General features: G+C 68.8%; 24 protein-coding genes. 11 read left to right on the top strand and 13 right to left on the bottom strand.

Translation table 11 applies throughout. From position 1 onward, the window contains the following. Positions 1–15: 15 nt before the first annotated feature. Positions 16–696, top strand: a complete 681-nt coding sequence (locus tag VGR06_RS20055) for a peptidylprolyl isomerase (RefSeq protein WP_327560636.1) — start codon at positions 16–18, stop codon at positions 694–696. Between the two features lie 65 nt (positions 697–761). On the opposite strand, the gene VGR06_RS20050 is transcribed toward VGR06_RS20055, so the two are convergent. The 6 genes from VGR06_RS20050 to VGR06_RS20025 form a co-directional block, all read right to left on the bottom strand. Further along, a complete protein-coding gene (locus VGR06_RS20050; protein ID WP_327560632.1) occupies positions 762–2,054 on the bottom strand; it encodes an amidase in 1,293 nt (430 codons plus the stop codon). A 185-nt stretch (positions 2,055–2,239) separates the two neighbouring features. Further along, the gene (locus VGR06_RS20045; RefSeq protein ID WP_327560631.1) at positions 2,240–3,451 is read right to left on the bottom strand and encodes an RNA polymerase sigma factor; all 1,212 of its coding nucleotides are present in this window, start codon (positions 3,449–3,451) and stop codon (positions 2,240–2,242) included. Further along, positions 3,448–3,819, bottom strand: coding sequence for a YciI family protein (locus VGR06_RS20040; RefSeq protein WP_327560630.1), 372 nt, complete (start codon positions 3,817–3,819; stop codon positions 3,448–3,450). Before VGR06_RS20040 ends, VGR06_RS20045 begins: the two co-directional genes overlap by 4 nt. 15 nt (positions 3,820–3,834) lie before the next feature. Continuing rightward, positions 3,835–6,201, bottom strand: a complete 2,367-nt coding sequence (locus VGR06_RS20035) for a [protein-PII] uridylyltransferase (protein WP_327560629.1) — start codon at positions 6,199–6,201, stop codon at positions 3,835–3,837. Positions 6,202–6,206: 5 nt separating this feature from the next. Then, the gene (locus tag VGR06_RS20030; protein WP_327560628.1) at positions 6,207–6,545 is read right to left on the bottom strand and encodes a P-II family nitrogen regulator; all 339 of its coding nucleotides are present in this window, start codon (positions 6,543–6,545) and stop codon (positions 6,207–6,209) included. Next, positions 6,542–7,921: an ammonium transporter gene (locus tag VGR06_RS20025; protein ID WP_327560635.1), complete on the bottom strand. Its 1,380-nt coding sequence runs from the start codon at positions 7,919–7,921 to the stop codon at positions 6,542–6,544. Before VGR06_RS20025 ends, VGR06_RS20030 begins: the two co-directional genes overlap by 4 nt. Before the next feature lie 10 nt (positions 7,922–7,931). On the opposite strand from VGR06_RS20025, the gene VGR06_RS20020 reads away from it, so the two are divergent. The 9 genes from VGR06_RS20020 to VGR06_RS19980 all read left to right on the top strand — a co-directional run bounded on the left by VGR06_RS20020 (position 7,932) and on the right by VGR06_RS19980 (position 15,299). Then, positions 7,932–8,684, top strand: coding sequence for a (2Fe-2S)-binding protein (locus VGR06_RS20020; RefSeq protein WP_327560637.1), 753 nt, complete (start codon positions 7,932–7,934; stop codon positions 8,682–8,684). Positions 8,685–8,703: 19 nt separating this feature from the next. After that, complete coding sequence (locus VGR06_RS20015; protein WP_327560627.1) at positions 8,704–9,123, top strand: YbaB/EbfC family nucleoid-associated protein; 420 nt, start codon at positions 8,704–8,706, stop codon at positions 9,121–9,123. Positions 9,124–9,144: 21 nt separating this feature from the next. Then, on the top strand, positions 9,145–9,462 hold the full coding sequence (locus VGR06_RS20010) for a type VII secretion target (protein ID WP_327560626.1): 318 nt from the start codon (positions 9,145–9,147) through the stop codon (positions 9,460–9,462). Then, complete coding sequence (locus VGR06_RS20005; RefSeq protein ID WP_327560625.1) at positions 9,459–10,697, top strand: hypothetical protein; 1,239 nt, start codon at positions 9,459–9,461, stop codon at positions 10,695–10,697. The genes VGR06_RS20010 and VGR06_RS20005 overlap by 4 nt, the downstream gene beginning before the upstream one ends. A gap of 376 nt (positions 10,698–11,073) precedes the next feature. Then, positions 11,074–11,421, top strand: coding sequence for an effector-associated constant component EACC1 (locus VGR06_RS20000; protein WP_327560624.1), 348 nt, complete (start codon positions 11,074–11,076; stop codon positions 11,419–11,421). Between the two features lie 3 nt (positions 11,422–11,424). Beyond that, positions 11,425–13,047 (top strand): caspase, EACC1-associated type, encoded by a 1,623-nt coding sequence (locus VGR06_RS19995; protein ID WP_327560623.1) that lies wholly within the window; start codon positions 11,425–11,427, stop codon positions 13,045–13,047. A 143-nt stretch (positions 13,048–13,190) separates the two neighbouring features. Beyond that, the gene (locus VGR06_RS19990) at positions 13,191–13,961 is read left to right on the top strand and encodes a DUF5919 domain-containing protein (RefSeq protein ID WP_327560622.1); all 771 of its coding nucleotides are present in this window, start codon (positions 13,191–13,193) and stop codon (positions 13,959–13,961) included. Between the two features lie 10 nt (positions 13,962–13,971). Further along, on the top strand, positions 13,972–14,652 hold the full coding sequence (locus VGR06_RS19985) for a class I SAM-dependent methyltransferase (RefSeq protein WP_327560634.1): 681 nt from the start codon (positions 13,972–13,974) through the stop codon (positions 14,650–14,652). Next, entirely contained in the window at positions 14,631–15,299 is a 669-nt protein-coding gene (locus VGR06_RS19980; protein ID WP_327560621.1) for a YdcF family protein, read from the top strand. The genes VGR06_RS19985 and VGR06_RS19980 overlap by 22 nt, the downstream gene beginning before the upstream one ends. Positions 15,300–15,352: 53 nt before the next feature. Here VGR06_RS19980 and VGR06_RS19975 read toward each other — a convergent pair whose 3' ends face one another. The 3 genes from VGR06_RS19975 to VGR06_RS19965 are packed head-to-tail and all read right to left on the bottom strand — an operon-like array spanning position 15,353 to position 19,131. Continuing rightward, a complete protein-coding gene (locus VGR06_RS19975; protein WP_327560620.1) occupies positions 15,353–18,082 on the bottom strand; it encodes a DUF4062 domain-containing protein in 2,730 nt (909 codons plus the stop codon). Between the two features lies 1 nt (position 18,083). After that, entirely contained in the window at positions 18,084–18,269 is a 186-nt protein-coding gene (locus VGR06_RS19970; RefSeq protein WP_327560619.1) for a DUF397 domain-containing protein, read from the bottom strand. Further along, positions 18,226–19,131: a helix-turn-helix transcriptional regulator gene (locus tag VGR06_RS19965; RefSeq protein WP_327560618.1), complete on the bottom strand. Its 906-nt coding sequence runs from the start codon at positions 19,129–19,131 to the stop codon at positions 18,226–18,228. Before VGR06_RS19965 ends, VGR06_RS19970 begins: the two co-directional genes overlap by 44 nt. A 172-nt stretch (positions 19,132–19,303) precedes the next feature. Here VGR06_RS19965 and VGR06_RS19960 point away from each other — a divergent pair, with 172 nt between their 5' ends. Next, positions 19,304–19,831, top strand: coding sequence for a YbaB/EbfC family nucleoid-associated protein (locus VGR06_RS19960; RefSeq protein WP_327560617.1), 528 nt, complete (start codon positions 19,304–19,306; stop codon positions 19,829–19,831). Between the two features lie 49 nt (positions 19,832–19,880). Here the strand turns inward: VGR06_RS19960 and alc are convergent, their stop codons facing one another. The 4 genes from alc to aceB are packed head-to-tail and all read right to left on the bottom strand — an operon-like array spanning position 19,881 to position 24,973. Next, positions 19,881–20,861, bottom strand: a complete 981-nt coding sequence (alc, locus tag VGR06_RS19955) for an allantoicase (RefSeq protein WP_327560633.1) — start codon at positions 20,859–20,861, stop codon at positions 19,881–19,883. Positions 20,862–20,887: 26 nt separating this feature from the next. Next, a complete protein-coding gene (allB, locus tag VGR06_RS19950; protein ID WP_327560616.1) occupies positions 20,888–22,219 on the bottom strand; it encodes an allantoinase AllB in 1,332 nt (443 codons plus the stop codon). Beyond that, positions 22,212–23,390 carry a DUF6986 family protein gene (locus VGR06_RS19945; protein ID WP_327560615.1) on the bottom strand — a complete coding sequence of 393 codons (1,179 nt, stop codon included), beginning with the start codon at positions 23,388–23,390 and terminating at the stop codon, positions 22,212–22,214. Before VGR06_RS19945 ends, allB begins: the two co-directional genes overlap by 8 nt. After that, entirely contained in the window at positions 23,390–24,973 is a 1,584-nt protein-coding gene (aceB, locus tag VGR06_RS19940) for a malate synthase A (protein WP_327560614.1), read from the bottom strand. Before aceB ends, VGR06_RS19945 begins: the two co-directional genes overlap by 1 nt. Positions 24,974–25,001: the final 28 nt, after the last annotated feature.

Here is a 25,001-nt window from a genome sequence, read left to right as displayed (position 1 = left end):
GCCGTTGCCACAACGATGTTCGCCAGCGGAATGCTGCTGGCCGGTGGGGAGGCGGCGGCCGACCAGCCGCCGGTGACCCGCGGTCCGTGCCAGTACACCTCGACGCCGGACGACCCGGCGGTGCGGCCGGTCAACCTGCCGCCCGACCCGCGGCACACCCCGGACAAGGGCAAGGTCCTGGTCCTGCTGATCACCAACAAGGGCGTCATCGACCTGACCCTGGACCGGGCGAAGGCGCCGTGCACCGTGCAGAGCTTCCTGCACCTGGCCCGGCACGACTTCTACGACCGCACGATCTGCCACCGGCTGACCGCCTACCCGACGCTCAAGGTGCTGCAGTGCGGCGACCCGAGCGGCACCGGCGAGGGCGGCCCGGGCTACCGGTACCACGACGAACTGCCGACCGACCTGCCGCCGTGGCCGGACGACCCCACCGGGGAGCGGAAGATCTACGCGCGCGGCACCCTGGCCATGGCCAACGCCGGCCCGGACACCAACGGCAGCCAGTTCTTCCTGGTGCAGACCGACTCCCGGCTGCGGCCGAACTTCAACATCTTCGGCAGCGTCGGCGCCACCGGCCTGGCCACGCTGGACCGGATCGCCGCCGGCGGCATCGCCCCGACCCCTGAGGACCCGGCGCCGATCGACGGCGCACCCGCCCAGCCGGTGCGGATCTTCATCGCGCAGCGCCTGTGAGGGTCGGAGTGCGATGAAGGCGTCCATTCTCACGCCCAGCGTGCGGAAGGCCCCCTTTATCGCACTCACAACGCTGTGATCCACTCGGCGACGTCGAACGCCATCCGGTTGCCGGTCGCGATCACCTGGAGCCCGACCGGCAACCCGGAGCCTGCCGGGATCGGCACGGACAACGCCGGGTAGCCGGTGACGTTGACCGGCCGGTTGTTGCGCAGCAGCAGGTCGCGCACCGGGTACCGGCCGGTCGACACCTCGGCTTCGGTGGCGTCCAGTGGCGGAGCCAGGATGGGCGACGTCGGGAGGATTACGGCGTCCACTGTGGACAGTAGGTGGCCGAGCTCCGCGCTCAGCTCGGCCACCCGGTCGCGGGCCCGGACGTAGCGCCAGCCGGGTACCTCGGCGGCGACCCGGAGCCGTTCGCTGACGTCCGGCTGGTAGTCCTCGGCCCGGGCGTCGAGTGCCGCGTGGAGGGCCGCCGCCTCGGCGCCCTGCAGGTCGAAGGCGGTTTCGGCGAGCAGTTTCCAGTTCGGGCGCGACACCTCGACCACCCAGGCGCCGGCGTCGGCAAACCGGTCCAGGCTCGCCCGGTAGGCTTCGGCGACCTCGGGCGCGCAGTCCAGCAACTCGGGGTCGGCCAGGACGCCGATCCGGGGCGCCGAACCGGACTCGTCGGGGAGGTCGACACCGGCGAGCGCGGCCACGGCGTACCGGGCGTCGGCGACGGTGGTGGCCAGCAGTCCGACCCGGTCCAGGCTGGTGGACAGCGGGAACACGCCGCGGACGGGCAGCGTGCCGCGCTCCGGCAGCGCGCCGACGACCCCACACAGCGCCGCCGGGATGCGCACCGAGCCCGCGGTGTCGGTGCCGAGCGCGAACGGCACGACCCCGGCCGCGACCGCCGCCGCGGAGCCGCCGCTGGAGCCGCCGGTGATCCGGGACGCGTCGTGCGGGTTGTGGCACGGACCGGCCACGTTGGACGCTCCGGTGCAGCCGTAGGCGAACTCGTGGCTGTGGCTCAGCCCGATGATCACCGCGCCGGCCGCGCGGGCGCGGCGCACGATCTCGGCGTCCTCGCCGGCCACCCGATCGGCGAAGACCCGGGAGCCGCAACGGAACGGCAGGCCTTCGACCGCGATGATCTCCTTGACCAGCAACGGAACCCCGGCGAGCGGACCGGACCGGGCCTGCTCGGCGGCGCGCCGGGCGCCGTCGGCGTCGAGGTGCACGACGGCGTTGAGGTCGGCGGTCTCGGCGGCCCGGCGCAGCGCCCGCTCGGTCAGCTCCACCGGGTCGAGCTCACCCGCGGCGACCCCGGCGGCGAGCGTGCGGACCGGCGGCCACGGCGTGCTGGCGATCATGTGCACAGCATGTCAGGTAACCGGGATGGGCCCGACCCCTCGACGGGCCCGATCCCGGCCGAGGTCAAGCCTGCCGGGGCGGGTGGGTGTAGCTGGAGCGTGATCGCACTGGGTTGAGGTGCGTAGGAGTACTCAAAGGGCGATGAAGGGGGCCTTCCTCTCGCTGGGCGTGAGCAAGGCCCCCTTCATCGCATTGCTCCCCCGGCGCGGGCCAGGAGGTAGCGCTGCTCGGGCTTGCTCAGCGTGCGGCTCGCGGCGAGCTTGTACTGGACGCGGGCGGCGGTGTGGTCGCCGAGGAGGTCGAGGAGGTGCGCGCGGACGGCGTGCACGCGGTGGTGGCCGGCGAGGGCGGGGTCGGCTTCAGCCCCGGTGAGCGCGTCCAGCCCGGCCTGCGGGCCGTGGATCATGGCGACGGCGACGATGCGGTTGAGGGTGATCATGGGGCCGGGGGCGAGGGTGGTGAGCATGTCGTAGAGGGCGAGGATCTGGCGCCAGTCGGTGTCCTCGGCGCGGGCGGCGTGGTCGTGGACGGCGGCGATGGCGGCCTGGAGCTGGTAAGGGCCGGGCGGGGCGGACCGCAGGGTGGCGCTGATCAGGGCGTCGCCCTCGGCGAGCATGGCGGGGTCCCACAGGGTGCGGTCCTGGTCGGCGAGGGGGATGAGGGCGCCGGAGGGGTCGGTGCGGGCAGGGCGGCGGGCATCGGTGAGCAGCATGAGCGCGAGGAGGCCGGCGATCTCGCCGTCGCCGGGGAGCAGGGCGTGCAGTTGGCGGGTCAGCCGGATGGCCTCGGCAGAAAGCTCGACGCGGTTCAGCGACTCTCCGGAGCTGGCGGTGTAGCCCTCGTTGAAGATCAGGTAGAGCACGTGCAGCACGGTGGCCAGCTGGCCGGCGAGCTCGTCCGGCGGGGGCATCCGGAACTCGGCGCCGCTGGCCTTGATCCGCTGCTTGGCCCGGCTGATCCGTTGCGCCACGGTCGATTCCGGGACCAGGAACGCGCGGGCGATCTCCGCGGTGGACAGGCCGCCGACCGCGCGCAGCGTCAGGGCCACCTGGGAGGCCTCGGTCAGCGCGGGGTGGCAGCACAGCAGGTGCAGGGTGAGCGTGTCGTCCACATCGGACACCGGCTCGGCGTCCGGGATGGACCGCGCGAAGACCGTCTCTTCGCGACGCGCCCGGGCGGAGTCGCTGCGCCACATCTCGATCCGCCGCCGGGACGCCGTGGTGATCAGCCAGGCCTTCGGGTTGTCCGGGACACCCTCGGCCGGCCACTGCACGGCGGCCGCCAGCAGCGCCTCCTGCACGGCGTCCTCGCAGGTGTCGAACCCGCCGTGGCGGCGCACCACGGCGGCGAGGACCTGCGGCGCCAGGTCCCGGAGCAGACCGTCGAACGAACTCACCGGAAGTCCGCGAGCGACTCCATCACCTGACGCACCTCGACGGTGCCCAGGCCGGACTCGGGCATCCGCGCGGCGATCTCCACCGCCCGGTCCAGGCTGACACAGTCGACCAGGTAGAAACCCGCCAGGAACTCCTTGACCTCGGCGAACGGCCCGTCCGTCGTCTGCGTCCGCCCCTCGTGCACCAGTACCCGCTTGGCCTGCGACCAGTCGACCAGCGCCTCGGACCGGACCAGCTCACCCGAGGCCGCGAGCTCCGCCTTGAGCTCCTCGTGGAACGTCAGGCCGGCGGCGCGCTCGGACTCCGGGAAGCTCTCCCACAGCGCCCTGGCCTCGGGGTTCAGGTAGATCATGATCAGGTACTTCACCCGGCCACTATAAGCTCAGCACGCGGCGAGGACGGCCCGCTCGATGGCCTTGCGCCAGGTCGCGTCCGGGTTCACGCTGCCGATCGTGGCCAGGCTGAACGAGGCCACGGCGGTGCCGCCGAGCTGCGTGGCCCGCGCCCACAGGACGTCCGCGCGGCACCGTTCCAGCGCGTCAGCAATGCTGTGCAGCAGCCCGATCCGGTCGGCGGCGCGCAGTTCCAGCACGACCGCGCCGGAGTTCTCCCCGCCGGCTTCGTTGTCGAACCAGAGCACCCGCGGCTCGGGCGCGTCCAATGGAACCCCGCCGTAGTCGCGCTCCTTGGCGGCGAGGCGCTCGCCCAGCGGCAGGGAGCCGGCGACGGCCCGGGTGAAGTGCTCGCGCAGCAACGCCGGGTCGGGCAGGGAGCCGAACTTCGGCGACACGGAGAACACGTCCACCGCGGCACCCGCGTGGCTGCCCAGCGCCGCGGCGTGCACCTGCAGCGAGTGCAGGGCGAGCACGCCGGCGGCGCGGGAGAGCAGGCCCGGGCGGTCCGGGGCGACCAGCGTGATCGTGGCGAGCGCGCCGGTGGCGGTGATCATGACGTCGGGTTTCCCTGACTCCGCAACGGTTTCGGCCAGCCTGCGGTGCTCGGGGTCGAGCGGCGCCGGGCCTTCGTGCGGCTCACCGGCCATGGCCCGGCGGCAGCGCCCGACCAGTTCGCCGATCAGGCTCGCCTTCCACTCCGACCACACCCCGGGCCCGGTGGCCAGGGCGTCCACTTCGGACAGCGCGTGCAGCAGCTCGAGCAGCACCGGGTCGCCGTCGAGGGTGTCCACCACGCGCTGCACGGTCGACTCGTCCTCGATGTTGCGCCGGGTGGCGGTGTGCGGGAGCAGCAGGTGGTGGCGCACCACCGCGGACAGCGTCTCGACGTCCTCTTTGGACAGACCGAGGCGGTGGCCGACCTGGGTGGCCAGCGCCGCGCCCACCACCGAGTGGTCGGCGTCGCGGCCCTTGCCGATGTCGTGCAGGATCGTGCCGAGCAGCAGCAGGTCCGGGCGGGACAGCCGGGTGAGCAGCCGGCCGGCGTTCGCGGTGGCCTGCACCAGGTGCCGGTCCACGGTCCAGACGTGCACCGCGTCGCGCGGCGGGAGGTCCCGCACCGCGCCCCACTCGGGGAACAGCCGGGCCCACAACCCGGTGCGGTCCAACGACTCCACCACGTCGATCAGGCCCTCACCGGTGCCCAGCAAGGAGATCAGCGACTGCCGCACGTCCGACGGCCAGGGCGCGCGCGGCTCGGGGGCGGACTCGCCCAACCGGGCCAGCGCGGCTGGAGCGATCGGGTGGCCGGTCCGCGCCGCCGCCGCGGCCACCCGCAGCAGCAGGCCGGAATCCTTGCCGGGCTCGGCATCCCGGGCCAGCGCCACCTCGGAACCGTGCAGCACCACGCCTTCGTCCAGCGGCCGGCGCTCCGGCGCGCGGCGCAGCACGCCGAGCACCCGCCGGGTCGGCGCCCCCGCGCCGGTCGAGCGGAACGCCACGTCCAGCGCGTAGGCGACCGCCCGGCCCGCCCCGGACAGCGCCCGGGCCAGGGTGAACCGGTCGCCGAGGCCCAGCGCCGCGCCGATCTCGTCGCCGTCCTGCGGGCGCAGCACGTCGCGCGGCCGGCCGGCGTTGCGGCGCAGCTCCGTGCGGGTGTCCAGGAGCAGCTGCCGGGCCTGGGCCACCTCGCCGTGCGGCCGGTCCACCAGCTGTGCCGCCGCCAGCGCGTCCAGAATGGCCAGATCGCGCAGGCCGCCCTTGCCGTGCTTGAGGTCCGGCTCCACCCAGTGCGCCACCTCGCCGGTGCGCCGCCACCGCTGCTGCGCCGACACGATCAGCTCGTTCAGTCGCTTGCGGGCTCCGGTCCGCCACAGGTTGCGGGCCGAGCCGGCCAGCCGGTCGGTGATCGCCCGGTCCCCCGCGACGTGCCGGGCGTCGAGCAGGCCGAGCGCGGTGCGCAGGTCCCGGCCAGCCACCTCCAGCGCCTCGCCGACCGTGCGCACCGAGTGGTCCAGCCCGACGCCGGAGTTCCACAGCGGGTACCACAGCCGCTCGGCGAGCGCCTCGATCGTCGCTCCCCCAACGGTTTTCCGCCCGTCGTGGACGAGCAGCAGGTCCAGGTCCGCATACGGGACCAGCTCGCGGCGGCCCAGGCCGCCGACCGCGACCAGCGCCACCCCCGTCGTGTCGCCCTGGATCCCGGCCTGCGAGGCGTGTGCGGTGAGCCAGAACTCATGCAGGTCGGTCAGCGCCTCGCGCAGTGTCTCCGGTCCGAGCCGGTGCTGACCCGTGGTCCGCCCGAGTAGGCGGTCCCGAGCCAGCACCAGATCGGCTGCCGTCTCCCCCGTACTCATGTCCTCTACAGAGCGTCGGTTCCACGCTCGCCGGTGCGCACTCTGACCACGGTGTCGACCGGGGTCACCCAGACCTTGCCGTCGCCGATCTTGCCCGTGCGGGCGGTCTCCACGATGGCGTCCACGGTCTTGTCCGCCGCCGCGTCGTCGACGAGCACCTCGACCCGGACCTTGGGCACGAAGTCCACCGAGTACTCCGCGCCGCGGTAGACCTCGGTGTGGCCCTTCTGCCGGCCGTAGCCCTGCACCTCGCTGACCGTCATGCCGAGCACGCCGATCTGCTCCAGCGCCGCCTTCACGTCGTCCAGCGTGAACGGCTTGATGATTGCGGTGACGAGTTTCATGCCTTGGTCTCCTCGAGGACAGTCGCCTTCACCGGCTGCGCGGCGCCGATGCCCTGGCCGCCGCCTCCGCCGAAGCCGCCGAAGTCGTAGCCGGTCTCCTTGTGCTCAGCCTCGTCGATGCCCACGGTCTCGGCCTCCTCGCTCACCCGGAAACCGATCGTGAACTTGATCAGCATGCCGATGATCAGGGTAAGCACGAACGAGTAACCGAGCACGGCGCCCGCGGCCACCGCCTGCCGGCCGAGCTGGGTGAGCCCGCCGCCGAGGAACAGGCCGTCGTCGCCGACCGAGGCGGTGTTGACCGACTTGTCGCTGAAGAAGCCGATCAGCAGGGTGCCGACCAGACCGCCGAACAGGTGCACGCCCACCACGTCGAGCGAGTCGTCGAAGCCGAACCGGTACTTCAGGCTGACCGCGAGCGCGCACACCGCACCGGCGACCACGCCGATGACCAGCGCGCCCCACATGTTCACGTAGCCACAGGCCGGGGTGACCGCGACCAGGCCGGCGACCGCACCGGACGCCGCGCCGAGCGTGGTCGGCTTGCCGTACTTGATCTGCTCGGTGATCAGCCAGCCGAGCACGGCGGCCGCGGTGGCGACCGTGGTGTTGGTGAACGCCACGCCGGCCAGGTCACCGGCGGTCAGCGCGGAGCCGGCGTTGAAGCCGTACCAGCCGAACCACAGCAAGCTGGCGCCGAGGAGCACGAACGGCACGTTGTGCGGCCGCGGCGCGTCCTTCGGCCAGCCCTTGCGCCGGCCGAGCACGATCGCCAGCGCGAGGCCCGCCGCACCGGCGTTGATGTGCACCGCGGTACCACCGGCGAAGTCCAAAGCCTTGAGGTTGTTGGCGATCCAGCCGCCGGCCGCGTCCACGCCCATGAAGCCGTTGAACGAGAACACCCAGTGCGCGACCGGGAAGTAGACCACGGTGGCCCACAGCACCAGGAAGACCACCCAGCTCCAGAACTTGGCCCGGTCCGCGATCGAGCCGGAGATCAGCGCCGGGGTGATCACCGCGAACATGAGCTGGAACATCACGAAGGCCAGCACCGGGATGGCGTCCGGCCCCGGCCACGGCACCTCCGGTGGGCCGGCCGCGGCGAACCCGGCGACCTTGCCGACCGCGTCGGTCAGGCCCACGAAGTCGAAGTTTCCGAGCAAACCCCCGAACGCGTCATTGCTGAAGGAAAGGCTGAAGCCGTAGAGCATCCACAGCACGCTCACCACGGCGAGCGCGATGAAGTTCATCATCAGCATGTTCAGCACGCTCCGCGAGCGCACCATGCCGCCGTAGAAGAAGGCCAGCCCCGGAGTCATGAGCATGACCAGTGCGGCACTGGCCAGAACCCACGCGGTATCTCCTGAGTTCACAATCGTCCCTCCCGTGCGCGAGGCCGTCGGTTCAGTGATTTGCACCGGGAGCATCGAGAAGTCCTGTTTCGCAGGATCGCGCGCCAGGTTTCGCCAAGGTGAACTGTCACGCGTCCCGTGTTACGAGCGCGTTTCCACCCGGCTGACTACCCTCAAGCACATCGGTGAACAGGTCGATGACTCAGGTTTGGCCGCGGTGCCGGGGGTGATGATCACCGACCCGGAGTGGCTCGGCGCGCAGGTCGACGCCGCCGGCCGGCGGTACCGGTTGGCGGATCTTCCCACGCTGGGAGTGCTCTGGTGGTACTCGGCGAGCTCGGTCCTGCTCGGGCTTCTGGTCGCGGAGCGTGATCCTGGACTGGACCACGTGACGCTGCTTATGCACAGGGTTGATGGGCGCCTTCTCGACGCCCGCTCCGACCGCGCGCTGGCAGACTTCGGCACGCTCGGGGACGCCCTGTCGGTGCCGATCGAGACGGTGGTCCGGGCCACCGGGGCGCGGCGGCGGGCGTTGTGGGCGATCGCCACGGACTCTCTGGCGAACCGGGTGCTGTGGGCCGGCGGGTCACCGGGCGACGCGTTCCGGCTGGCCGCTTTGGTCGGCCCGAAGTTGCCGACTCCGCGCTATGTCACCGTTTCCGGCCGGCTCGTGGTGCGGCGCGCGTCCTGCTGCCTGATCTATCTGGCGCCCGGCGAGGCGAAGTGTGTGAGCTGCCCGCGGCAAACCCCGGAAGAGCGCGTTCGGCGGTTGTCCCACGATGGGTAGTTGCGCCACTCTCGTTGGTATGCAGGGCTGGGAGCGGCAGGTGGCCGAGACCGCGCAACGCTTCCGGGCACTGCAAGAACGGCTGTCGTCGCTGTCCATCACCGAGACGTCCGGCGACGGTGCGGTCAAGGTCACGGTGTCGGCCGCCGGCCTGCTGACCGACCTCGTCCTGCGCGAACGCTGGCACTCCGAACCGCTTCCGGCCCTCGCCGCGGAGATCATGGACTGCGTTCGCCGGGCCCAGGCGCGCATTCCAGATCTGTTGCGCCAGGCCATGTTCGAGACCGTCGGCAGCCAGGACCCGAGCACGCATCTGCTACTGGCCGAGGCCGGGAAGCGGTTTCCGGAGCCCGCGCCAGCCGAGCCGCGCCAGGCCGGCCGTCCCGCCCCGGACAGCGGCAGCGACTGGGACGAGCGGGAGTTCCTCGAACAACTCTGACGGATCTGAGAAGAGGGTGCGATGGACGGGTCCTACCGGGTGGTCGCGGACGCGCTGACCAACCACGCGCGCACCCTGTCGGGGCTGGCCGGAGAGCTCGGCGCGGCGGTGGACGCGGCCGGTGCGGCCGGCATGACCGCCGATGCCTACGGCCGGAGCGGCCAGAAGTTCGCCGCCGCGCTGGACGCGCTCGCCAGCGCCGGACACGACGCGCTGCGGGCAGGAGTCGAGGCGCTCGACTGGGCGGGCACGACCATGCGCGAGACCGCCGAGGCGTACGGCCGCGACGACGCGGACGGGGCCGAGCTGTTCTTCGGCCTGGACGGTGAGATGGCATGACCGGCGCCACCACGGACACCACCGAGGCCGGGGTATCCGCCGAGGAAGCCCTGCGGTTGCTCAACTCCATCAAGACCGGCGAGTGGGTCAAGCCCAGCATCACCGGCGGCGACCTGGCCGCGCTGGCCGCCACGATGCGACCGATCGATGAGCTCTCCAGCGCCGGGTTGGACTGGCTTGTGCCGTACGTGCAACCGCTGCAGGACGTGCTGGACGGCATGGCCGGCAATGCGGCGGTGATCCAGTCATTCACCGACGCGTGGCAGCGGGCCGCAGCCAAGGTGGCGGAGGTCCGCGACCAGCTCGCCCGCCGGGCCGAGGCGGAGACGTCGGAGTGGCACGGTGGCGCCGCCGACCGGTACCGGGCCCGTGCCCAGGAACTGGCGCTCGCGCTGGAGACCGCCGCCCATGTGGCCGAGGCGACCGGTCTGGTGGCCCGGAAGATGGGCGAGGCCGTCGCGGAGGCCCGCAAGCAGGTCAACGATCTGCTCACCGACCTGGTGCGCCGGCTGATCTCCTACGCCAAGCAGGCCGTCGCCGTCGAGGGCGGCGTCACCCCGAACGTGCTCGCCCAGTGCACCAGCATGATCGACAGCTACCGGGCGCCGATCTCCGCCATCGAGCGGCAGCTGCAGCAGACCCTGGACTCGATCGAGCCGCCCAGGCTCCCCGTCCCGCCCGGCCCCACCACCGCAGAGCAGGTCATCCAGTTCGTCAGCACGTTCCTCGGCGCGGTCGGCAACGCGTTGAACCCCAAGACAATAGTCAGCGCCGTGGCGCGGGGATGGGGCGCGGTGCGCGCCATCTTCGGCCGGCGCGGCGGCGGCGCCAACCGGCAGCGCGAGGTGGACCGGGCCTACCGCGAGCGTGAACGGCAACGCCAGCAGGAGGAGCAGGAGGCCTGGCAACGCTACGAACGCCAGCGCTACCGCGGCTCCGACTACACCCAGGGCATGGAGAAGATCTACGGCCCACCCCCAAAAGACGGCAACACCTACGTCGGCCACCACAACTTCCCGGTCAAATACGGCCGAAAGTTCGAGGAGCTCGGCATCGACACCAGCAACCCGGCCTGGGGCAGCTGGGTCCGCGAGGGCGACCACCGGGGCTTCAGCGCCCAGTTCGAACGCGACTGGTCATCCTTCTTCCAGAACAACCCCAACGCCACCCGCGCCGACGCCTTCAAGTTCGTCCGCGAACTCGGCAACAAGTACGGCTACAAGATCCCCTTCTGACATGCGCCAAGCTGTAGCCATACGCCCAGCACATCAGTATGGACGACGACGACCTCGTGTCGGAGCTGGACGGCCGGGTCGGACCGCGCAACCGCAGCCGCTTCATCGAACGCGCCGTCCGCCAGGCCCTGAAACAGGAAAAGCGCGTGGACGCCTTGGAAGCGCGATCGGTTCGATCCCCGACACCGGTCACGAATGGGACGATGACCCTGCCATGTGGGTCCGCCAACAGCGCGGCGCATGACAGGCCAAGTGCCACGAAGGGACTCCTTCGGGATGCTCGACGTCCTGATGGCGGCCTTCACTGCGGGTGGCCGGCATCGACCGATACGTTTCGGGACGCGGATGAACTGACGTGGATCCGAGGAGTGCCAGCATGGAAGCTCGACTGCTGATCATCGGCAGTGATGATGCGCATGACGAGTTGGGGTCGCTGCGCCGGTGGTTGGCGGATGAGCCGGAGTTTCGGGGGCGGGTGCGAATGCAGGAGGCGCCGGTCCAGTTCGGCCAGATGGGCGGGCTGGTGGAGGCGCTGAGCGTCGCGGTGGCGAGCGGCGGGGCGCTGACGGTGCTGGCCAACTCGGTGTCGGTGTGGTTGCGGGAGCGGCGTTCGACGCTGACCGTGAAGATCGTGAAGCCGGACGGCACCGTCGAGGACATCAACGCGAGCGGCCGCGCGGCGGACACGATCGCGGCGAAAGTCGATCCGCCGCAACTCGGGTAACCCATGGTGCTTCCGGATCCGCACCGGTCGCGGGCGGTGCTCCTCGGTACGAGCCGGTTCACCCATCCCGGGCTGCCGGATCTGCCGGCGGTGCGCAACAACCTCGAGGGGCTGGCGGCGTGCTTTCAGGATCCGGGGTTGTGGGGGTTGCCGGCGGCGTGTTGCACGGTGGTGGCCGACCCGGTCTCGCCGGGTGACCTCATCGATCCGGTGCACGAGGCGGCGGAGGCGGCCGAGGACACGCTGCTGGTCTACTACGCCGGCCACGGGCTGATAGACCACGACACCAACGAGTTGCTGCTGGCGCTGGTCGGCTCGGTGTCGGGCCGGAGCCACACGGCGGCGCGGTACGAGTACCTGCGGCGGGACGTGAACAACGCGCGGGCGCGGCGGCGCGTGGTGATCCTCGACTGCTGCTACAGCGGGAAAGCGGTCGGCGGCATGGCCGACCCGGCGACCATGCTGGCCGACGAGGCGAGCGCGGAGGGCATCTACCTGCTCGCTTCCGCTCCGGCGAACAAGCAGGCGCTGTCCCCGCCCGGCGAGCCGAACACAGCCTTCACCGGTGCCCTGCTCACCGTGCTGACCGGCGGTCTGCCCGACGCCGGCCCGGAACTGCGCCTCGACGAGATCTACCGCCACGTGTTCTATTCGCTGCGCGGCCGCTCCCGCCCCGAGCCGCAACGCCGAGCCGGCAACACCGCCGGCGACCTCGCCCTCGTCCGCAACCGCGGCTGGCAGCGGGCACCAGGTGCCGCACCCATCAGCCTTCCCGCCATCCGGCCATCGACCCCGACGCAGCCGCGCCGGATCGCCATCCGGGAACGCATCAAGGAGCTGGTCCGCGACCAGGGAGCAGCCGAATCCTTCCGTTGCCCGGTGTGCCAGGTGACCGTGAAGGGCGAAAGCCTCATCCGCCACTTCGACAAACACGGCCCCGCCGAGAGCGCGTCGCTGGACCCGGCAACGCTGAGCCTCGACATCCCGCCTGTTTTCCGGCGACCGAGACTTGTCGGCGAGCGCTACCAGCTCGACGCGCTCATCGGATCCAGCAGGACGGTCAAAGTGTGGCGCGCCACCGACATCCGGACCGGCACGACCGTCGCCGTCAAGCAGCAGCCGGCCGACCCGGACCTCCTCCGCGCGGCCCAAGCCGCTGCCGCCCTTGACCATCCGTTGATCGTGAAGGTCCTTGACACCCTGGAAACCACCACCCGCTCGGGCCGCCCGCTCCACTGGATCGTGACCGAGTACGTCGACGGTCCGAGCCTCCGCGACGGACCCCCACCCGCCGTACGGGCACAACCCCGATGGTCCGAACATATCGTGGCGGCGGTCTGCGACGCCCTCGACGCCGGACACCGCCAAGGCTTCGTCCACGGCGACGTCGTGCCCCGCAACGTAATCGTCCACCATTCCGGACCCAAGCTGATCAACTTCGGCCTCAGCGGCGTCCACACCCCAGCCGACCGCAAAGCCGACATCCGAGGTGCAGCCCAACTCCTCACCCACCTGCTGATGCACGACAAACTGATCCCACCCAACCTGGCAGAAATCGTCCGCAAGGCACTCGACGACCAGTACCCAACCGCCGCCGACCTCCGCGACGCCCTCTCACGCCCCTGACAAGCGCGCAGCGGTGTGCGCCATGCGTCTGCAGATAACCGTCCCTGCTCGGCCGTTCGTCCACTTTCTGACCAGAAACAGTCGTCACTCTGCGTGTTAGCATCAATCCACAGTTGTAGATATGCACGCTGGACGGATCTGGGATGGGATCTCGGCTGCGAGGATTATTCCAACTGGACAACATTGTCCCAGGTCTGGTCGTCGTCGTGGCATTCCTCGTCACCCTCGAGCCCAAAATGTTCGGTGTCGAGTTCTCTGATCGGCAGATAATGCTGGCACTCTTTGGTTTGCTTGGGATCAATGCAGTGCTCGAGCGATCCGGTTATCTCTACAGGATGGACAGAAAGCTCGATCAGATCGCGCGGGATCTGGATCGAGAGATTCCAGCCGGAAGAGTGCTCCGGACTCGCGCAACATTTCAACGGACCGAGACGTTGATAGCCGACGCGAAACGCAATGTGATCATCATAGGCATCAACCTTCAAGCCGCCACGCACGCACTTCCCACGATCTTGGAGTTGGCGCGAAGTGGCACGGTGATCCGGCTGCTCGCTGTCGATCCAGATGGCGCATCGCTCCAGCACGCAGCCCGAATGAGCGGGGTGAACCCCGAGATCCGGCGCCAGAAGATCCGCCAGAACCTCGATCTCATCAAGAGCCAGATCGACTCTCAGCTCACTACCTCCGCACGACGTAAGTGCTCACTGCAGGTGGTTGACCGAATACTTCCGATCGGGGTAATCGGTGTGGATACCGATGGCCGCACCGGCTGGCTGATCGTCCAGCACTACCTGACCGACACTCCCGCGGAACGGGCGCCGCTGATCTGGCTGCGGCGTGACTCGGATCCCGAATGGTACGAGAGCTATCTGGACCAATGTCGTGCGTGCTTCGACGGGGCAAGGGAGTGGTGACGTGAGCTCGATGGAGTCAGTGCGAGAGTTCTTCGATCACCAGTATCGCCGGCATCGGCGATACTGGTGGCGAGAAGACAATCGGTACAGCCTGGATCCGCGCGACCACACTGCGTTCAACGGTCAGGCTCTGCGGCTGGCAGCGGCAAGAGGGCCGGGCCGAGCGCTCGACGTTGGCGCAGGTGAGGGGGCTGACTCGATTCGGTTGGCCAAGCTGGGCTACGAGGTGGATGCCGTTGAACTGAGCGCGGTGGCCTGCGAGAAGATCGAACGTTTTGCCCACGCGGAGGGGGTGCGGCTCAACGTGAGAAACGAGTCCGCCCACACGGCGAGGCTCGGACAGGGCCGGTACGATGTCGTGGTCCTGAATGGGTTGCTGCACTACATCGACGACAAGGAGGACCTACTTCACCGGGCCAGTCGGGCGAGTATCTTCGGCGCACTGCACGTGATCTCCTTGTTCAGCACGGCGACACCACTGCCGTACGAGCATGCTGCCGTAGGGGTCTTTCCCGACAGCGAGCAAGGTGCGGTCGAGCGCTTCTACCAGGGAAATCGCACCCTGATCAGAATGTACGAACGGGCCAAGCCGGAGACGTCGCATCCAGGCTTCTCTGAGCACGTTCACAGCTATATCAAGTTGATTGCCAACCACTCCGGAGATCAAACATGCCATCCTCAGCCGATCTGACCATCGCCGAGGATCTGTGGAACTACCTGCGACTTGGACAAGAGGTCCAGCCGGCCGAGTGCCTACTCGTGTTCGGCGGTCACGATCTCGGTGTGGCGCGGCGTGCGGTCGAGCTCTACCGCGACGGGGTTGCACCTCTGGTTCTGGTGTCGGGAGGGTCGGCCAACGTTCCCACGGGAAGCAGATTCACCACCGAAGCGGACGCAATCGTCGACATCATCACCTCTAGTGGGGTGCCAGAGAGCAGCGTGCTGACGGAGCGGTTGGCGTCGAACACGAGCGAGAACTTCTGGCTGTCCGCCGAGCTGCTGCGCGACCGCGGACTGGCGTTTCACCGGTTCCTCATCGTGCAGAAGCCGTATGGAGAGCGTCGGACAATCGCAACCGCGCGGCGCCGGTGGCCATCCCGGGAGGTACGAGTCACCTCGCAGGTGATGACGTTCGCCGAGTATCTGTCGGGTGACATCCCGGTCAAGCGGATTCTGTCGATGCTCGCCGGCGAGGTTCTTCGGCTGCAGCGGTACGCCGACTCCGGGCTCATCAAGATCGACGAGCCGGTGCCCTCCGAACTGCTCACAGGCGCGCGCCAACTGCAGGAGGCAGGGTTCAACGCCCGGTCAATGAGTGCCCACCACGTGGGGGCCTAATGTCGGCTGACCAATCCCCACCAGAAGTCACAGTGGGCCTGCTGGAGCTGGCGCTACATGAAAGGATCGCGATCGAGCTTGGCGAGCGCAAGATACGCCGTGAAGGCTGCCTGTTGATCTTCAGCCGGGTCGAGCGCACGGAGGAGGAATTCCCGGGTATCCGCAAGATGCTCCCAGCCGGCGACGAGCGCGGATGCCGCCGCTTCCCGGACTCGTGCGCTCTTGTCTTCGCCCAGGTTCAGCAACTGGCGTCCCGGGATTCGTAGGACGAGATCCCGCGCTCGGGCATCACCCGCCCAGGCCGCGGCCAGATGCCCGACTACCCACATGGCGTGCACCGCCGACGTTTCATGATCGACGCAAAGTTCTATGGCGTCCAACACCTCGGTTCGCCTGGGCCAACCGGCGTCCAGAGCGGAAATTAGCACTTCGCGGACTTCGCCATGCCACTCGCCATCCCAATTGGCGAGCCGTTTCGTCATGACCTCGAACACGCCCTCGTCGCCGGGCCACTCACGTTCCAGGGCGGCAACCGCTCCCCGGCGTATCGCCTGGTCCTTGTGTAACAGACCGTCAAGAGCGAACTCGCGTCGTTCCGCCTTCGAGCCCAAGGCAAGTCGTAACTGCCAACCAATTATCCGGTCTCTGATTGATGCTGACCCGATGAACTGATCAACCAGTTGCCGGGTGGCGTCGAGGATCTCAACAAGGGGCACCATAAGACCGAATGCGGCGATCGACTCTTCGATGTACTTGTCTCCGCCGGATTGCTTTTCTGGCCGAAATTTCAAACGACTGACTAGCGTCTGCATGATCACACTGGCCCAATGTCGGTCTTCGGGCGACACCTGACCGCCCTCGCCGAGGCAGCGCGCCGCAAAGGGCACGGCGAACCGATCCTGCCCGAGCTGGCTCATCAGCGCGTCGATAACCTCGCGAATCGGTGATCCTTGACCCACAAGCATTCCGCCAAGGAGTAGCAGCGGCTCGCGCCATCTGTCGCTCGTCCAGTACTTCAGAAAAACCTTCTGCGTAAGCCACTCATAATCGGCTCTATTTCGATTGAAATCGGCCAACACGTGCCGAGCGACGAAATATTCCATGAATGTGCGGTGCACGAAACCGAAAATCCGATCCCCGGTCTCGGCTAGGATATAGGTGCGCTCACGCAAGTGGTTCAAGATCTCCACGGCGATCGCCTGAGCCTCGCCTGGCGGTTTGCCGTACTGCTCACCGAGGTAGCCAGCTATGATATCACGCAGCGGTTCGTAGCCGATCGCGTTCAACTCCTGCCTGGAGTCGTTGTTCGGCTGAGAGATCATGGCCATTGCGATGTTCTGCAGGATCTCGGCTTTCTGGTCGGCCGTGATGTGGAACGGCAGCAGCTCGTCGCGGTCGATCTTCTTGCGCTTGACGTCCCAGTCCTCGAGCAGTACAGCGGTACACCGCGCGTACAGTTGCCAGCGCTTCTCCGGCAGGTCCTGATGCTTGTAGATGATCGCCATCATAGTAAGCAGCAGCGGGTTGCCGGCAAGCTCGAGCAGGCGCGGGTTCTCCGAGATGCGCCGGATCAGCCCGGCGGCGTCCCGCTCGTCGTTTTCCAGCGTGTAGTACCGATACCATCTTGGGATGAATTCGCCGATCTCGACGAGGCCGAAGTCAAGCAACGTGTAGTGCGCAAAGCCGGCAAGGCCGAGACTGCTCTCGTCGTAACCAGCAATACGGGAGGAAACCGCAACCATCGTTTGCGGAAAACGGGCGGTGAAGGCCTGGAACTGGTCAATCACACGGGCGCGGGCAACTGGCTCGAAGATCTCGTCGAGACCGTCGAAGAAGACCCATGCCCCGACCTGCGACAACACATCGATGAGAGCTTGCTCAGTGAGTCGAAAACCGAGTTTGTCCCAGGTAACATCCCGCAGGTAGACGATGAAGTCGGAGCAGCCGCGCAGAACGTACTCACGAAGCTCCACAAGAAGAGGTATCAGCGGGAAATGACCACGCTTGAGCTCGCATATCTCGAGAATTGTCGCGAGAAACATCGTACTCTTGCCACTTCCCGGACCCCCAAGAAATACTTGCTTAAACTCCGTGCCGAGCAAGAGCCTACTTTCTATAGGCGTGGTTGAAATAGTCCGTTCAGGTATGTCGTAGTGCGGGCGACCAGCCCGGACGCGCGGTGATACGTAGACATCAGCCAGCGGGATGTGGCGTAAGCGGTCGTGTTGGGCGCCAGCGATTACTGAGAGTACAACCCAGCGGTACTTGTCGAAGACTGCCTGGCGGTAAGCGTACCAATCCGTCGTGGTGGTGGGTTGACTGGTCTGGTTGCGTTCCCATTGCTGGAGGGATTCGGTGACTTGGCGGGCGAGGTCGTCCTTGGTGGTGAAGAGGCCGGCGAGGTGGTCCTGGGTGAGGGTGGTGCGGAGGGCTTGGACTTGGGGGAGTTGGTCGAGTTCCATGAGGTGGGGTGGCCACGGGGCCTTGTCGTCGAGGACGAAGGCCAGGCAGGGTTTGTCGGCGTCGAGGGCGGCGCGGTATTCGAGGTGGGTGATCGAGTCGGTCTGGTCGGGTGGGATGTGGCCGTAGCGCCAGGCCATGACGATGAGGTAGAGGTCGCAGGTGCGGACGTCGGCCAGGCACTTGTCGAGGGGGCGGCGGTCTTCGGCGACGTAGTACTCCATGGCGACGTCGGTGTGGCCCATGCGGCGGATGGCGTTGCGGACCGATTCGCGGTGCTCTTGGAGGTCGGTCAACGTCGAGGAGACGTAGATGCGGGCCACGTCAACTCGTCGCGAGGAGGGCCTTCCAGGTTACGTGGGGGAAGGTCAACATTGGGCCGGTCGGGTGCTTGGAATCGCGCACGGCGACGCGGGGTCGGGGCCAGGCGACCTCGACGCAGGCGCCGTTGCCGCCGTCGCTGAAGCTACTCTTGCGCCAGTTCAGGGCCGGGTCGGGCAGGAGGTTCATGATCGGCTTCTTCCCGGTCGTACTCGCTTGCGAGGTCCGCAAGGAACTGCCGTGATTGTCCCTCATCGAGGGCGATGTCGGAGAGCCGGTCAAGTTGGCGCCGGTAGGCCAGCGTTTCGTCAATTCCTTCCAGGAACATGCTGGTGGTCAGGTGCTCGACGTAGATGACCGGGTTGTGGTTGCGGTGAGCGGTCCACATGAATGGTCCGTTGGCGCCGGTGCGAGCCCCGACTGACGCCTCGACGACCCGCAGCCGGCATTGCGGCGTAGCACACGTCAGCAACAGGTGAAGCATCTGCTCGTGCATGATCAGGAGGTTGCCCACCGGCATGCGCAGGGCGTTCTCGTGCACGAAGAAAGTGATCTTCGGCGGATTCGGCAGGGCCAGAATATGCTGCCGGGCCATCCGGAAACGCACCCGCGAGTCGATGGCATCCAACGGCAGCACGTCACGTTCGTGGAACAGAGCTCTGGCGTAGTCCTCGGTTTGGAGGAGGCCGGGTATCACGATGGGCTCGTAGTAGGCGATGGTTTGGGCGGTGTTCTCCAGGATGATCACGGACCGGAGTTCGTCCGGGAGATGGTCGCCGCGTACGTGGAGCCAGTGGTTGTCGTCGGTGGGCTGGGTCAGCTGGAGCACATGGTCGAGTTCGTCGCCGGCGGCTCCGCAGAAGGCCGCGTAGACTGCAACATCCACTTCGGACGTGGTGCGGTCGCCGGTTTCCATGCGCGATATCTTGCTGGGCGACCAGCCCAGTTTCGTGGCCAGCTCGTGGCCCGTGTAGCGGGCTGATTCGCGGATTCTCCGCAGTTCCCTGCCCAGCTCTCGGGTACGTGCCGTGGACTCGCGCATCGCAATCATGGGGAGAACCTAAGTCCCTCGGATGGCGGGGCGCCGCATCAACACAACAGGTCCACCCGCTCGGAGCATGGGCGTGGAGTTCTTGCGGTGGGCGCAAGTTAGGTGACCCTTGCGGCCAAGGCAGGGGATGCGCCACGCTCTGTGGTAGGGCGGTTGCGAGGGGGTGTCTGGGGTGGCGGCTGACGCGGGGTGGGAACGGCGGATCGCGGAGAACGCGGAGCGGTACCGCGCGCTGCAGGAGCGGGTTGAGGGGTTGGCGATCACCGAGGCGTCGGGGGACGGCTTGGTCGAGGTGACGGTGTCGGCGAGTGGGCAGCTCACCGGGTTGGTGCTGCGGGACCGGTGGGAACCGCCGCCCATGCCGGCGATTGCCGCGCAGATCATGGAATGCGTGCGGCGGGCGCAGGCCAGGATCCCCGATCTGTTGGGGCAGGCCATGTTCGAGACGGTCGGGGCGACCGATCCGAGTACGCACCTGCTTCTTGACGAGGCGAGGCGGCGGTTCGGGGAGCCGGAGGTGGAAACCGGGCCGGATCCGGACGAGATCCGGATCGAGCCGGAGCCCGAGGCTGAACTGGAGCCGCCCCGGCCACGGGTGCCGGTCGAGCCGAAGCGGGCGCCGCAGCAGGTTCGGCGGCCGGGCGGGGCGGCGGAGAACGAGGACGACTGGGATGAGCGGCCGTTCCTGGAGGAGCTGTGATGTGCGATGAAGGCGGCCTTTCACACGCCCAGCGTGAGGAACGGGGCCTTCATCGCAGGTCGAGCCAGCGGCGGATGAAGTGTTCGCGGCCGTCGTCGGTGAGGGCGCCGTGCAGGCGGAGGCGGGCCATGCCGCCGTCGGGGTAGATGTCCAGGCGGACGTGGGTGGTGGGGTTGGCGTCGGGCAGGACGAAGCGGTGGCGGGTGTCGGGTTGGAGGCGGACTTTGGGGAGGAGCTCGAACCAGGCGCCTTCCTCGTCGGGTTCGGCGACCCGGGTGTCGCAACCGGACAGTGCGGCCCAGCCGGGGGCGTTTCCCTTGAAGTGGCTGGTGTCGAGCTCGGCCAGGCGGATGACGCCGCGGGCCGTGAGCTGGACGGTGACGTAGTCGTTGCCGTCGCCGCGGCGGCGTTCGGTCTCCCAGCCGTCGCCCATGCTCGTGGCGAAACCGGGCGAGATCAGGTTGGTGGGCGAGGAGTAGAACATGTTGCTGCAGCCGACCACGCGCGCGCCGTGCTCCAGGGCGGCGAGGTCGAAGGAGTTGAGGTCGAGGAACGTGGCGTCGGGGAACGGGAATCCGTGCACGCGTAGGCGGGCCACGCCGCCGTCCGGGTAGATGGTGAGCCGGACGTGGGTGTAGCGGCGGAGCTCGCTGACGTCGAACTCGTTGAGGGTGTTGCCGCGTAGGGGCGACTTGGGAACGATCGTTTCCCAGCCGGTGATCTCCTCGGGGTTGGGATGGTCGTCGACGGCGCAGGCGTCGACGGACGCGAACGGCGGGAAGTTGCCGGTGAACCACGAGGTGTCCACGATGACGCCGCGGATGATCCCGGGCAGGCCGAGCCGGATGATCACCTGGTCGTGGCCGGGCTCGCGGCGGCGCCGGGTCTCCCAGCCGTCGTAGATCTGTCCTTTGTGGCCGAACGTGTGCGGCTGGTACATGGCTTCGCCGGGCTTGATGAGGTTCTCGCGCTCGGCGAACAGCTCGTCGTTGGACCACAGCACGCTGCCGCCCATCCGGCGGGAGGCCATCTCGGGCAACCGGGTCCAGTCCGCCGTCACAACACTCCCCTGCGTAGCAGCATTCCGTGCGGTTCGGTGCCGGTGACCTCGCGGCCGCGCAGCCAGATCCCGTGCACGACACCGGCGAGGGTCCGGCCATGGTAGGCACTGACGGGGTTGCGGTGCCTCAGGTTTTCGGCGTCCACGGTGAACGTCTCGTCCGGGGCGAGCACGCACAGGTCGGCGTCGTAGCCGGGCGCGATGCTTCCTTTGTGCCGCAGGCCGACCAGCTCGGCGGGGCGGCTCGCCATCCAGCGAACCACGTCGGTGAGCGCGACACCGCGAGCCCGGGCAGCCGTCCACACCGCGGGCAGACCCAGCTGCAGGCCGGCGATCCCGCCCCACGCGGCACCGAAGTCCCCGGTGTCGAAGCGTTTCAGCTCGGCGGTGCACGGTGAATGGTCGCTCACCACGCAGTCGATCACACCGTCGGACAGGCCGCGCCAGAGCAGTTCCCGGTTGTCCGCCTCGCGGATCGGCGGGCAGCACTTGAACTGCGTTGCCCCATCCGGGATCTCCTCCGCGGTGAACGTGAGGTAGTGCGGGCAGGTCTCCGCGGTGACCGCCACGCCGTCCCGCCGCGCCGACGCGATCATCGGCAGTGCGTCCGAAGAGGACAGATGAAGAATGTGCACACGGGCCCCGGTCCGCCGGGCCAGCTCGATCACCTGCGCCACGGCCAGGTTCTCCGCGCCGCGCGGCCGGGAGGCGAGGAAACCCGCGTAGCGTTCCCCTTGCGGCGCCGGTGCGTGCTCGATGCTGCCGGCGTCCTCGGCGTGCACGATCAGCAGGGCGCCGTAACCGTGCAGCTGCGGCAGCACATCGGCAAGCTCGTTGGGCCGCAGGGGCGGGAACTCGTCGACGCCGGAGGGCAGTAGGACGCACTTGAACCCGAACACGCCCGCGTCGTGCAGGCCCTGCAGCTCGGCGGCGTTGCCCGGCACCGCGCCGCCCCAGAAGCCGACGTCCACGTGCGCCTTGCCTTGCGCGGTCTTGCGTTTCAACTCCAGTGCGGGCACGTCGGTGGTGGGCGGCAGGCTGTTCAGCGGCATGTCGATGATGGTGGTGATCCCGCCCGCGGCCGCCGCGCGGGTGGCCGACTCGAAGCCCTCCCACTCGGTGCGGCCCGGGTCGTTGACGTGCACGTGGGTGTCGACGAGGCCGGGCAGCAGCACCATCTCCGGGTCGACGTCGATCACGTCCGCGGCCTCCATCGGCGTGCCCAGTGGTTCGACGGCGACGATCTGGCCGTCGCGCACGCCGACGCACCGGGGCAGCTCGCCCTCCGGAGTGATCACCCGGCGGGCCCGGAACACCAGGTCAAGCATGGGCGCTCCACCGGTCGGACCCGACGAGCGCGGTGACCTCGGCCTCGGTGAGCGCGCCGCAGTCGACCGCGCGGCGCAGTGTGCCGGCGAGGGCCCGGGCGGTGGCCGGCTCGTCGGCCACCGAACCCGTGCGACCGGACAGGTACGCGCCGAGCCGTCGCGCCGACGCGGGCGCGGTCTCGAGGTAGTAGCCGTACACCGCGGCGTAGCGGGTGACGAGCTGGGCGGGATGCAGGTCCCAGCTCTGGTGGAAGCCGTGCTCGAGGGAGCGCCGAACCAGCACGTAGTGCGTGCGCCAGGCGTGTTCGACGTCGTCCCCGACTGGCAGGAGGTTGGTCGAGCCGTCGGAGAGCCGAATGCCGGCCGCGGCCGCGCTCACCTGCATGACATGGCGGGCGAAGTCGCAGGCCGGGTGGGCAAGGTGCTGCTGCGCGGCGTCGAGCCCGCACTCGGCGGTGTAGTCGTAGGTGCCGAAGTGCAGGCCGGTCACCCGCCCGCGACCAGCGGAGATCAACCGCGGCACGGTGATCCGGCCCTTGACGTCCACAATGGACTGAACGGTCTCGATCTGGATCTCGAAGTGGAGCGCGCCGTCCGGCAGCCCGAGCCGGTCCTCCAGCGGCTCCAGCAGATCGCACAGCGCGCTCACCTGGGCCGGCGAGGTGACCTTGGGAAAGGTGAGCACCAGGCTCGGTGCGATGTCGCGGCCGAGGGCGGTGAGGAAGATGTCCAGGGTGCGCACACCGCGCTCGAGGAGTGTCCTGGTGTCAAAGGATTTGAACCGGATGCCGGACCAGGCCGGTGCGGTCCCGGCCCGGAGCCAGGCGGCGAGGGTGGTCGCGGCGCGTTCGGCGTCGGCGTCCTCGACAGGCTCGGGACGCGAGCCGTAGCCGTCCTCGAAGTCGATCCGGAGGTCCTCGATCGGCTCGCGTTCCAGTTTCGCGCGCACCCTGGCCACGATGTCATCAGGGACGTCGAGGAGCTCCCGGTGCGCGTCGAGGGTGGCGAGGGCCTGGGCACCCCATTCCCGGGACAGGTCCGGGGTGAGTTTGTCGGCCGGGACGTAGCAGGTGTGCACGGGCTGGCGGCCGGCCGGCGCTGCTCTGTCCACTGGGGACAGACGCTCGACGACGTTGGCGATGAGCGCGCCGTCGAGCGAGGTGCGGATCATCACTCGATCCGCTCGTAGGCCGGCAGGGTGAGGAAGTCGGGGAACTGCCCGGCCAGCGCGACCTCTTCGAAGAGCTGGACGGCCGGGTCGAGGTGCTCGGCGGGCAGCTCGTCGCGCAGGGCCGCGTGGGTCTCGGTGAGGACCTGGCGGACGAGGTCGGCGGTGACCTTCGCGCCGGTGTCCAGCACCACCTCGTTGCGCACCCACTGCCAGACCTGCGAGCGGGAGATCTCCGCGGTGGCCGCGTCCTCCATCAGGTTGTGGATGGCCGCGGCGCCGTTGCCGGAGAGCCAGCTCGCGATGTACCGGACGCCGACGTCGACCGCGGCGCGCAGGCCGGCCTCGGTGGCTTTTCCTGGCGTAGCAGCGACGTTGAGGAGTTGCTCGGCGGTGACCGCGATCTCCGCGCGCAGCCGGCCGAGCTGGTTGGGGCGCTCGCCGAGCACGGCGTCGAACTCCTCCTGGCAGATCGGGACCAGGTCGGGGTGCGCCACCCAGGAGCCGTCGAACCCGTCGCCAGCCTCGCGGCGCTTGTCCTCGCGGACCTTGGCGAGCGCCTTCTCGGTCACCTCGGGGTCGCGCCGGTTCGGGATGAACGCGGCCATCCCGCCCATGGCGAACGCGCCGCGCTTGTGGCAGGTGCGCACCAGCAGCTCGGTGTAGGCGCGCATGAACGGGGCGGTCATCGTGACACTGTTGCGGTCCGGCAGCACGAAGTCCGGGCCGGCGTCGCGGAAGTACTTGATCAGGCTGAACAGGTAGTCCCAGCGGCCGGCATTGAGTCCCGAGGCGTGCTCGCGCAGCTCGTAGAGGATCTCGTCCATCTCGAACGCGGCCGGGATGGTCTCGATCAGCACGGTGGCCCGGACCGTGCCGTGCGGGATGCCCAGCTCGCGCTCGGCGTGCGTGAACACGTCGTTCCACAGCCGCGCCTCGAGATGGCTCTCCATCTTCGGCAGGTAGAAGTACGGTCCACTCCCCTTGTCCAGCAAGGCTTTCGCGTTGTGGAAGAAGTACAGTCCGAAGTCGACCAACGCGCCGACACCGGTACGCCCCGCGAAGATCAGGTTCTTCTCGGGCAGGTGCCAGCCGCGCGGGCGCATCACGATCACGGCGTGCGCGATGTCGTCGCGCAGCGCGTACTCCTTGCCCTCCGGCGAGGTGAACGCGATCGTGCCGCGCACCGCGTCCTTCAGGTTCACCTGGCCGGAGACCACGTTCGTCCAATGTGGAGTGTTGGCGTCCTCGAGGTCGGCCAGCCACACCTTGGCGCCGGAGTTGAGCGCGTTGATCGCCATCTTCCGCTCGGTCGGCCCGGTGATCTCCACCCGCCGGTCCTCGAGGTCGGCCGGCGCTGGCGCCACCCGCCAGTCCTCCGCTTTACGGATCTCGGCCGTCTCCGGCAGGAAGTCCAGCCGTCCTGTGCGCGCGGCCTGCTCCCGGCGCTCGCGCCGGCTGGCCACCAGCTCGTCCCGGCGCGCGGCGAACTCCTCGTGCAGACCGGCGACGAACCGCAGCGCCTCGGGGGTCAGGATCTCCTCGTCTCGCTCCACCGCCGGGCAGAGCACCTCGATGTCGACCATGCCCCCATCCTGCCCCGTACGCCGTTGC

Source organism: Actinophytocola sp., from assembly GCF_036002505.1.
Taxonomy (GTDB): Bacteria; Actinomycetota; Actinomycetes; order Mycobacteriales; family Pseudonocardiaceae; genus DASYTH01.
This window is presented reverse-complemented; position numbering and strand designations above follow the sequence as displayed.

What these genes read in the sequence shown, in the direction of transcription:
- aceB (WP_327560614.1), bottom strand. Translation starts at nt 24,973, where the DNA reads ATGGTCGACATCGAGGTGCTCTGCCCGGCGGTGGAGCGAGACGAGGAG.
- VGR06_RS19980 (WP_327560621.1), top strand. Translation starts at nt 14,631, where the DNA reads ATGCCATCCTCAGCCGATCTGACCATCGCCGAGGATCTGTGGAACTAC.
- VGR06_RS19990 (WP_327560622.1), top strand. Translation starts at nt 13,191, where the DNA reads ATGGGATCTCGGCTGCGAGGATTATTCCAACTGGACAACATTGTCCCA.
- VGR06_RS19945 (WP_327560615.1), bottom strand. Translation starts at nt 23,390, where the DNA reads ATGATCCGCACCTCGCTCGACGGCGCGCTCATCGCCAACGTCGTCGAG.
- VGR06_RS19985 (WP_327560634.1), top strand. Translation starts at nt 13,972, where the DNA reads ATGGAGTCAGTGCGAGAGTTCTTCGATCACCAGTATCGCCGGCATCGG.
- allB (WP_327560616.1), bottom strand. Translation starts at nt 22,219, where the DNA reads ATGCTTGACCTGGTGTTCCGGGCCCGCCGGGTGATCACTCCGGAGGGC.
- VGR06_RS20050 (WP_327560632.1), bottom strand. Translation starts at nt 2,054, where the DNA reads ATGATCGCCAGCACGCCGTGGCCGCCGGTCCGCACGCTCGCCGCCGGG.
- VGR06_RS20030 (WP_327560628.1), bottom strand. Translation starts at nt 6,545, where the DNA reads ATGAAACTCGTCACCGCAATCATCAAGCCGTTCACGCTGGACGACGTG.
- VGR06_RS20055 (WP_327560636.1), top strand. Translation starts at nt 16, where the DNA reads ATGTTCGCCAGCGGAATGCTGCTGGCCGGTGGGGAGGCGGCGGCCGAC.
- alc (WP_327560633.1), bottom strand. Translation starts at nt 20,861, where the DNA reads ATGGCCTCCCGCCGGATGGGCGGCAGCGTGCTGTGGTCCAACGACGAG.
- VGR06_RS19965 (WP_327560618.1), bottom strand. Translation starts at nt 19,131, where the DNA reads ATGATTGCGATGCGCGAGTCCACGGCACGTACCCGAGAGCTGGGCAGG.
- VGR06_RS19995 (WP_327560623.1), top strand. Translation starts at nt 11,425, where the DNA reads ATGGTGCTTCCGGATCCGCACCGGTCGCGGGCGGTGCTCCTCGGTACG.
- VGR06_RS20005 (WP_327560625.1), top strand. Translation starts at nt 9,459, where the DNA reads ATGACCGGCGCCACCACGGACACCACCGAGGCCGGGGTATCCGCCGAG.
- VGR06_RS20035 (WP_327560629.1), bottom strand. Translation starts at nt 6,201, where the DNA reads ATGAGTACGGGGGAGACGGCAGCCGATCTGGTGCTGGCTCGGGACCGC.
- VGR06_RS19970 (WP_327560619.1), bottom strand. Translation starts at nt 18,269, where the DNA reads ATGAACCTCCTGCCCGACCCGGCCCTGAACTGGCGCAAGAGTAGCTTC.
- VGR06_RS20015 (WP_327560627.1), top strand. Translation starts at nt 8,704, where the DNA reads ATGCAGGGCTGGGAGCGGCAGGTGGCCGAGACCGCGCAACGCTTCCGG.
- VGR06_RS20000 (WP_327560624.1), top strand. Translation starts at nt 11,074, where the DNA reads ATGGAAGCTCGACTGCTGATCATCGGCAGTGATGATGCGCATGACGAG.
- VGR06_RS20010 (WP_327560626.1), top strand. Translation starts at nt 9,145, where the DNA reads ATGGACGGGTCCTACCGGGTGGTCGCGGACGCGCTGACCAACCACGCG.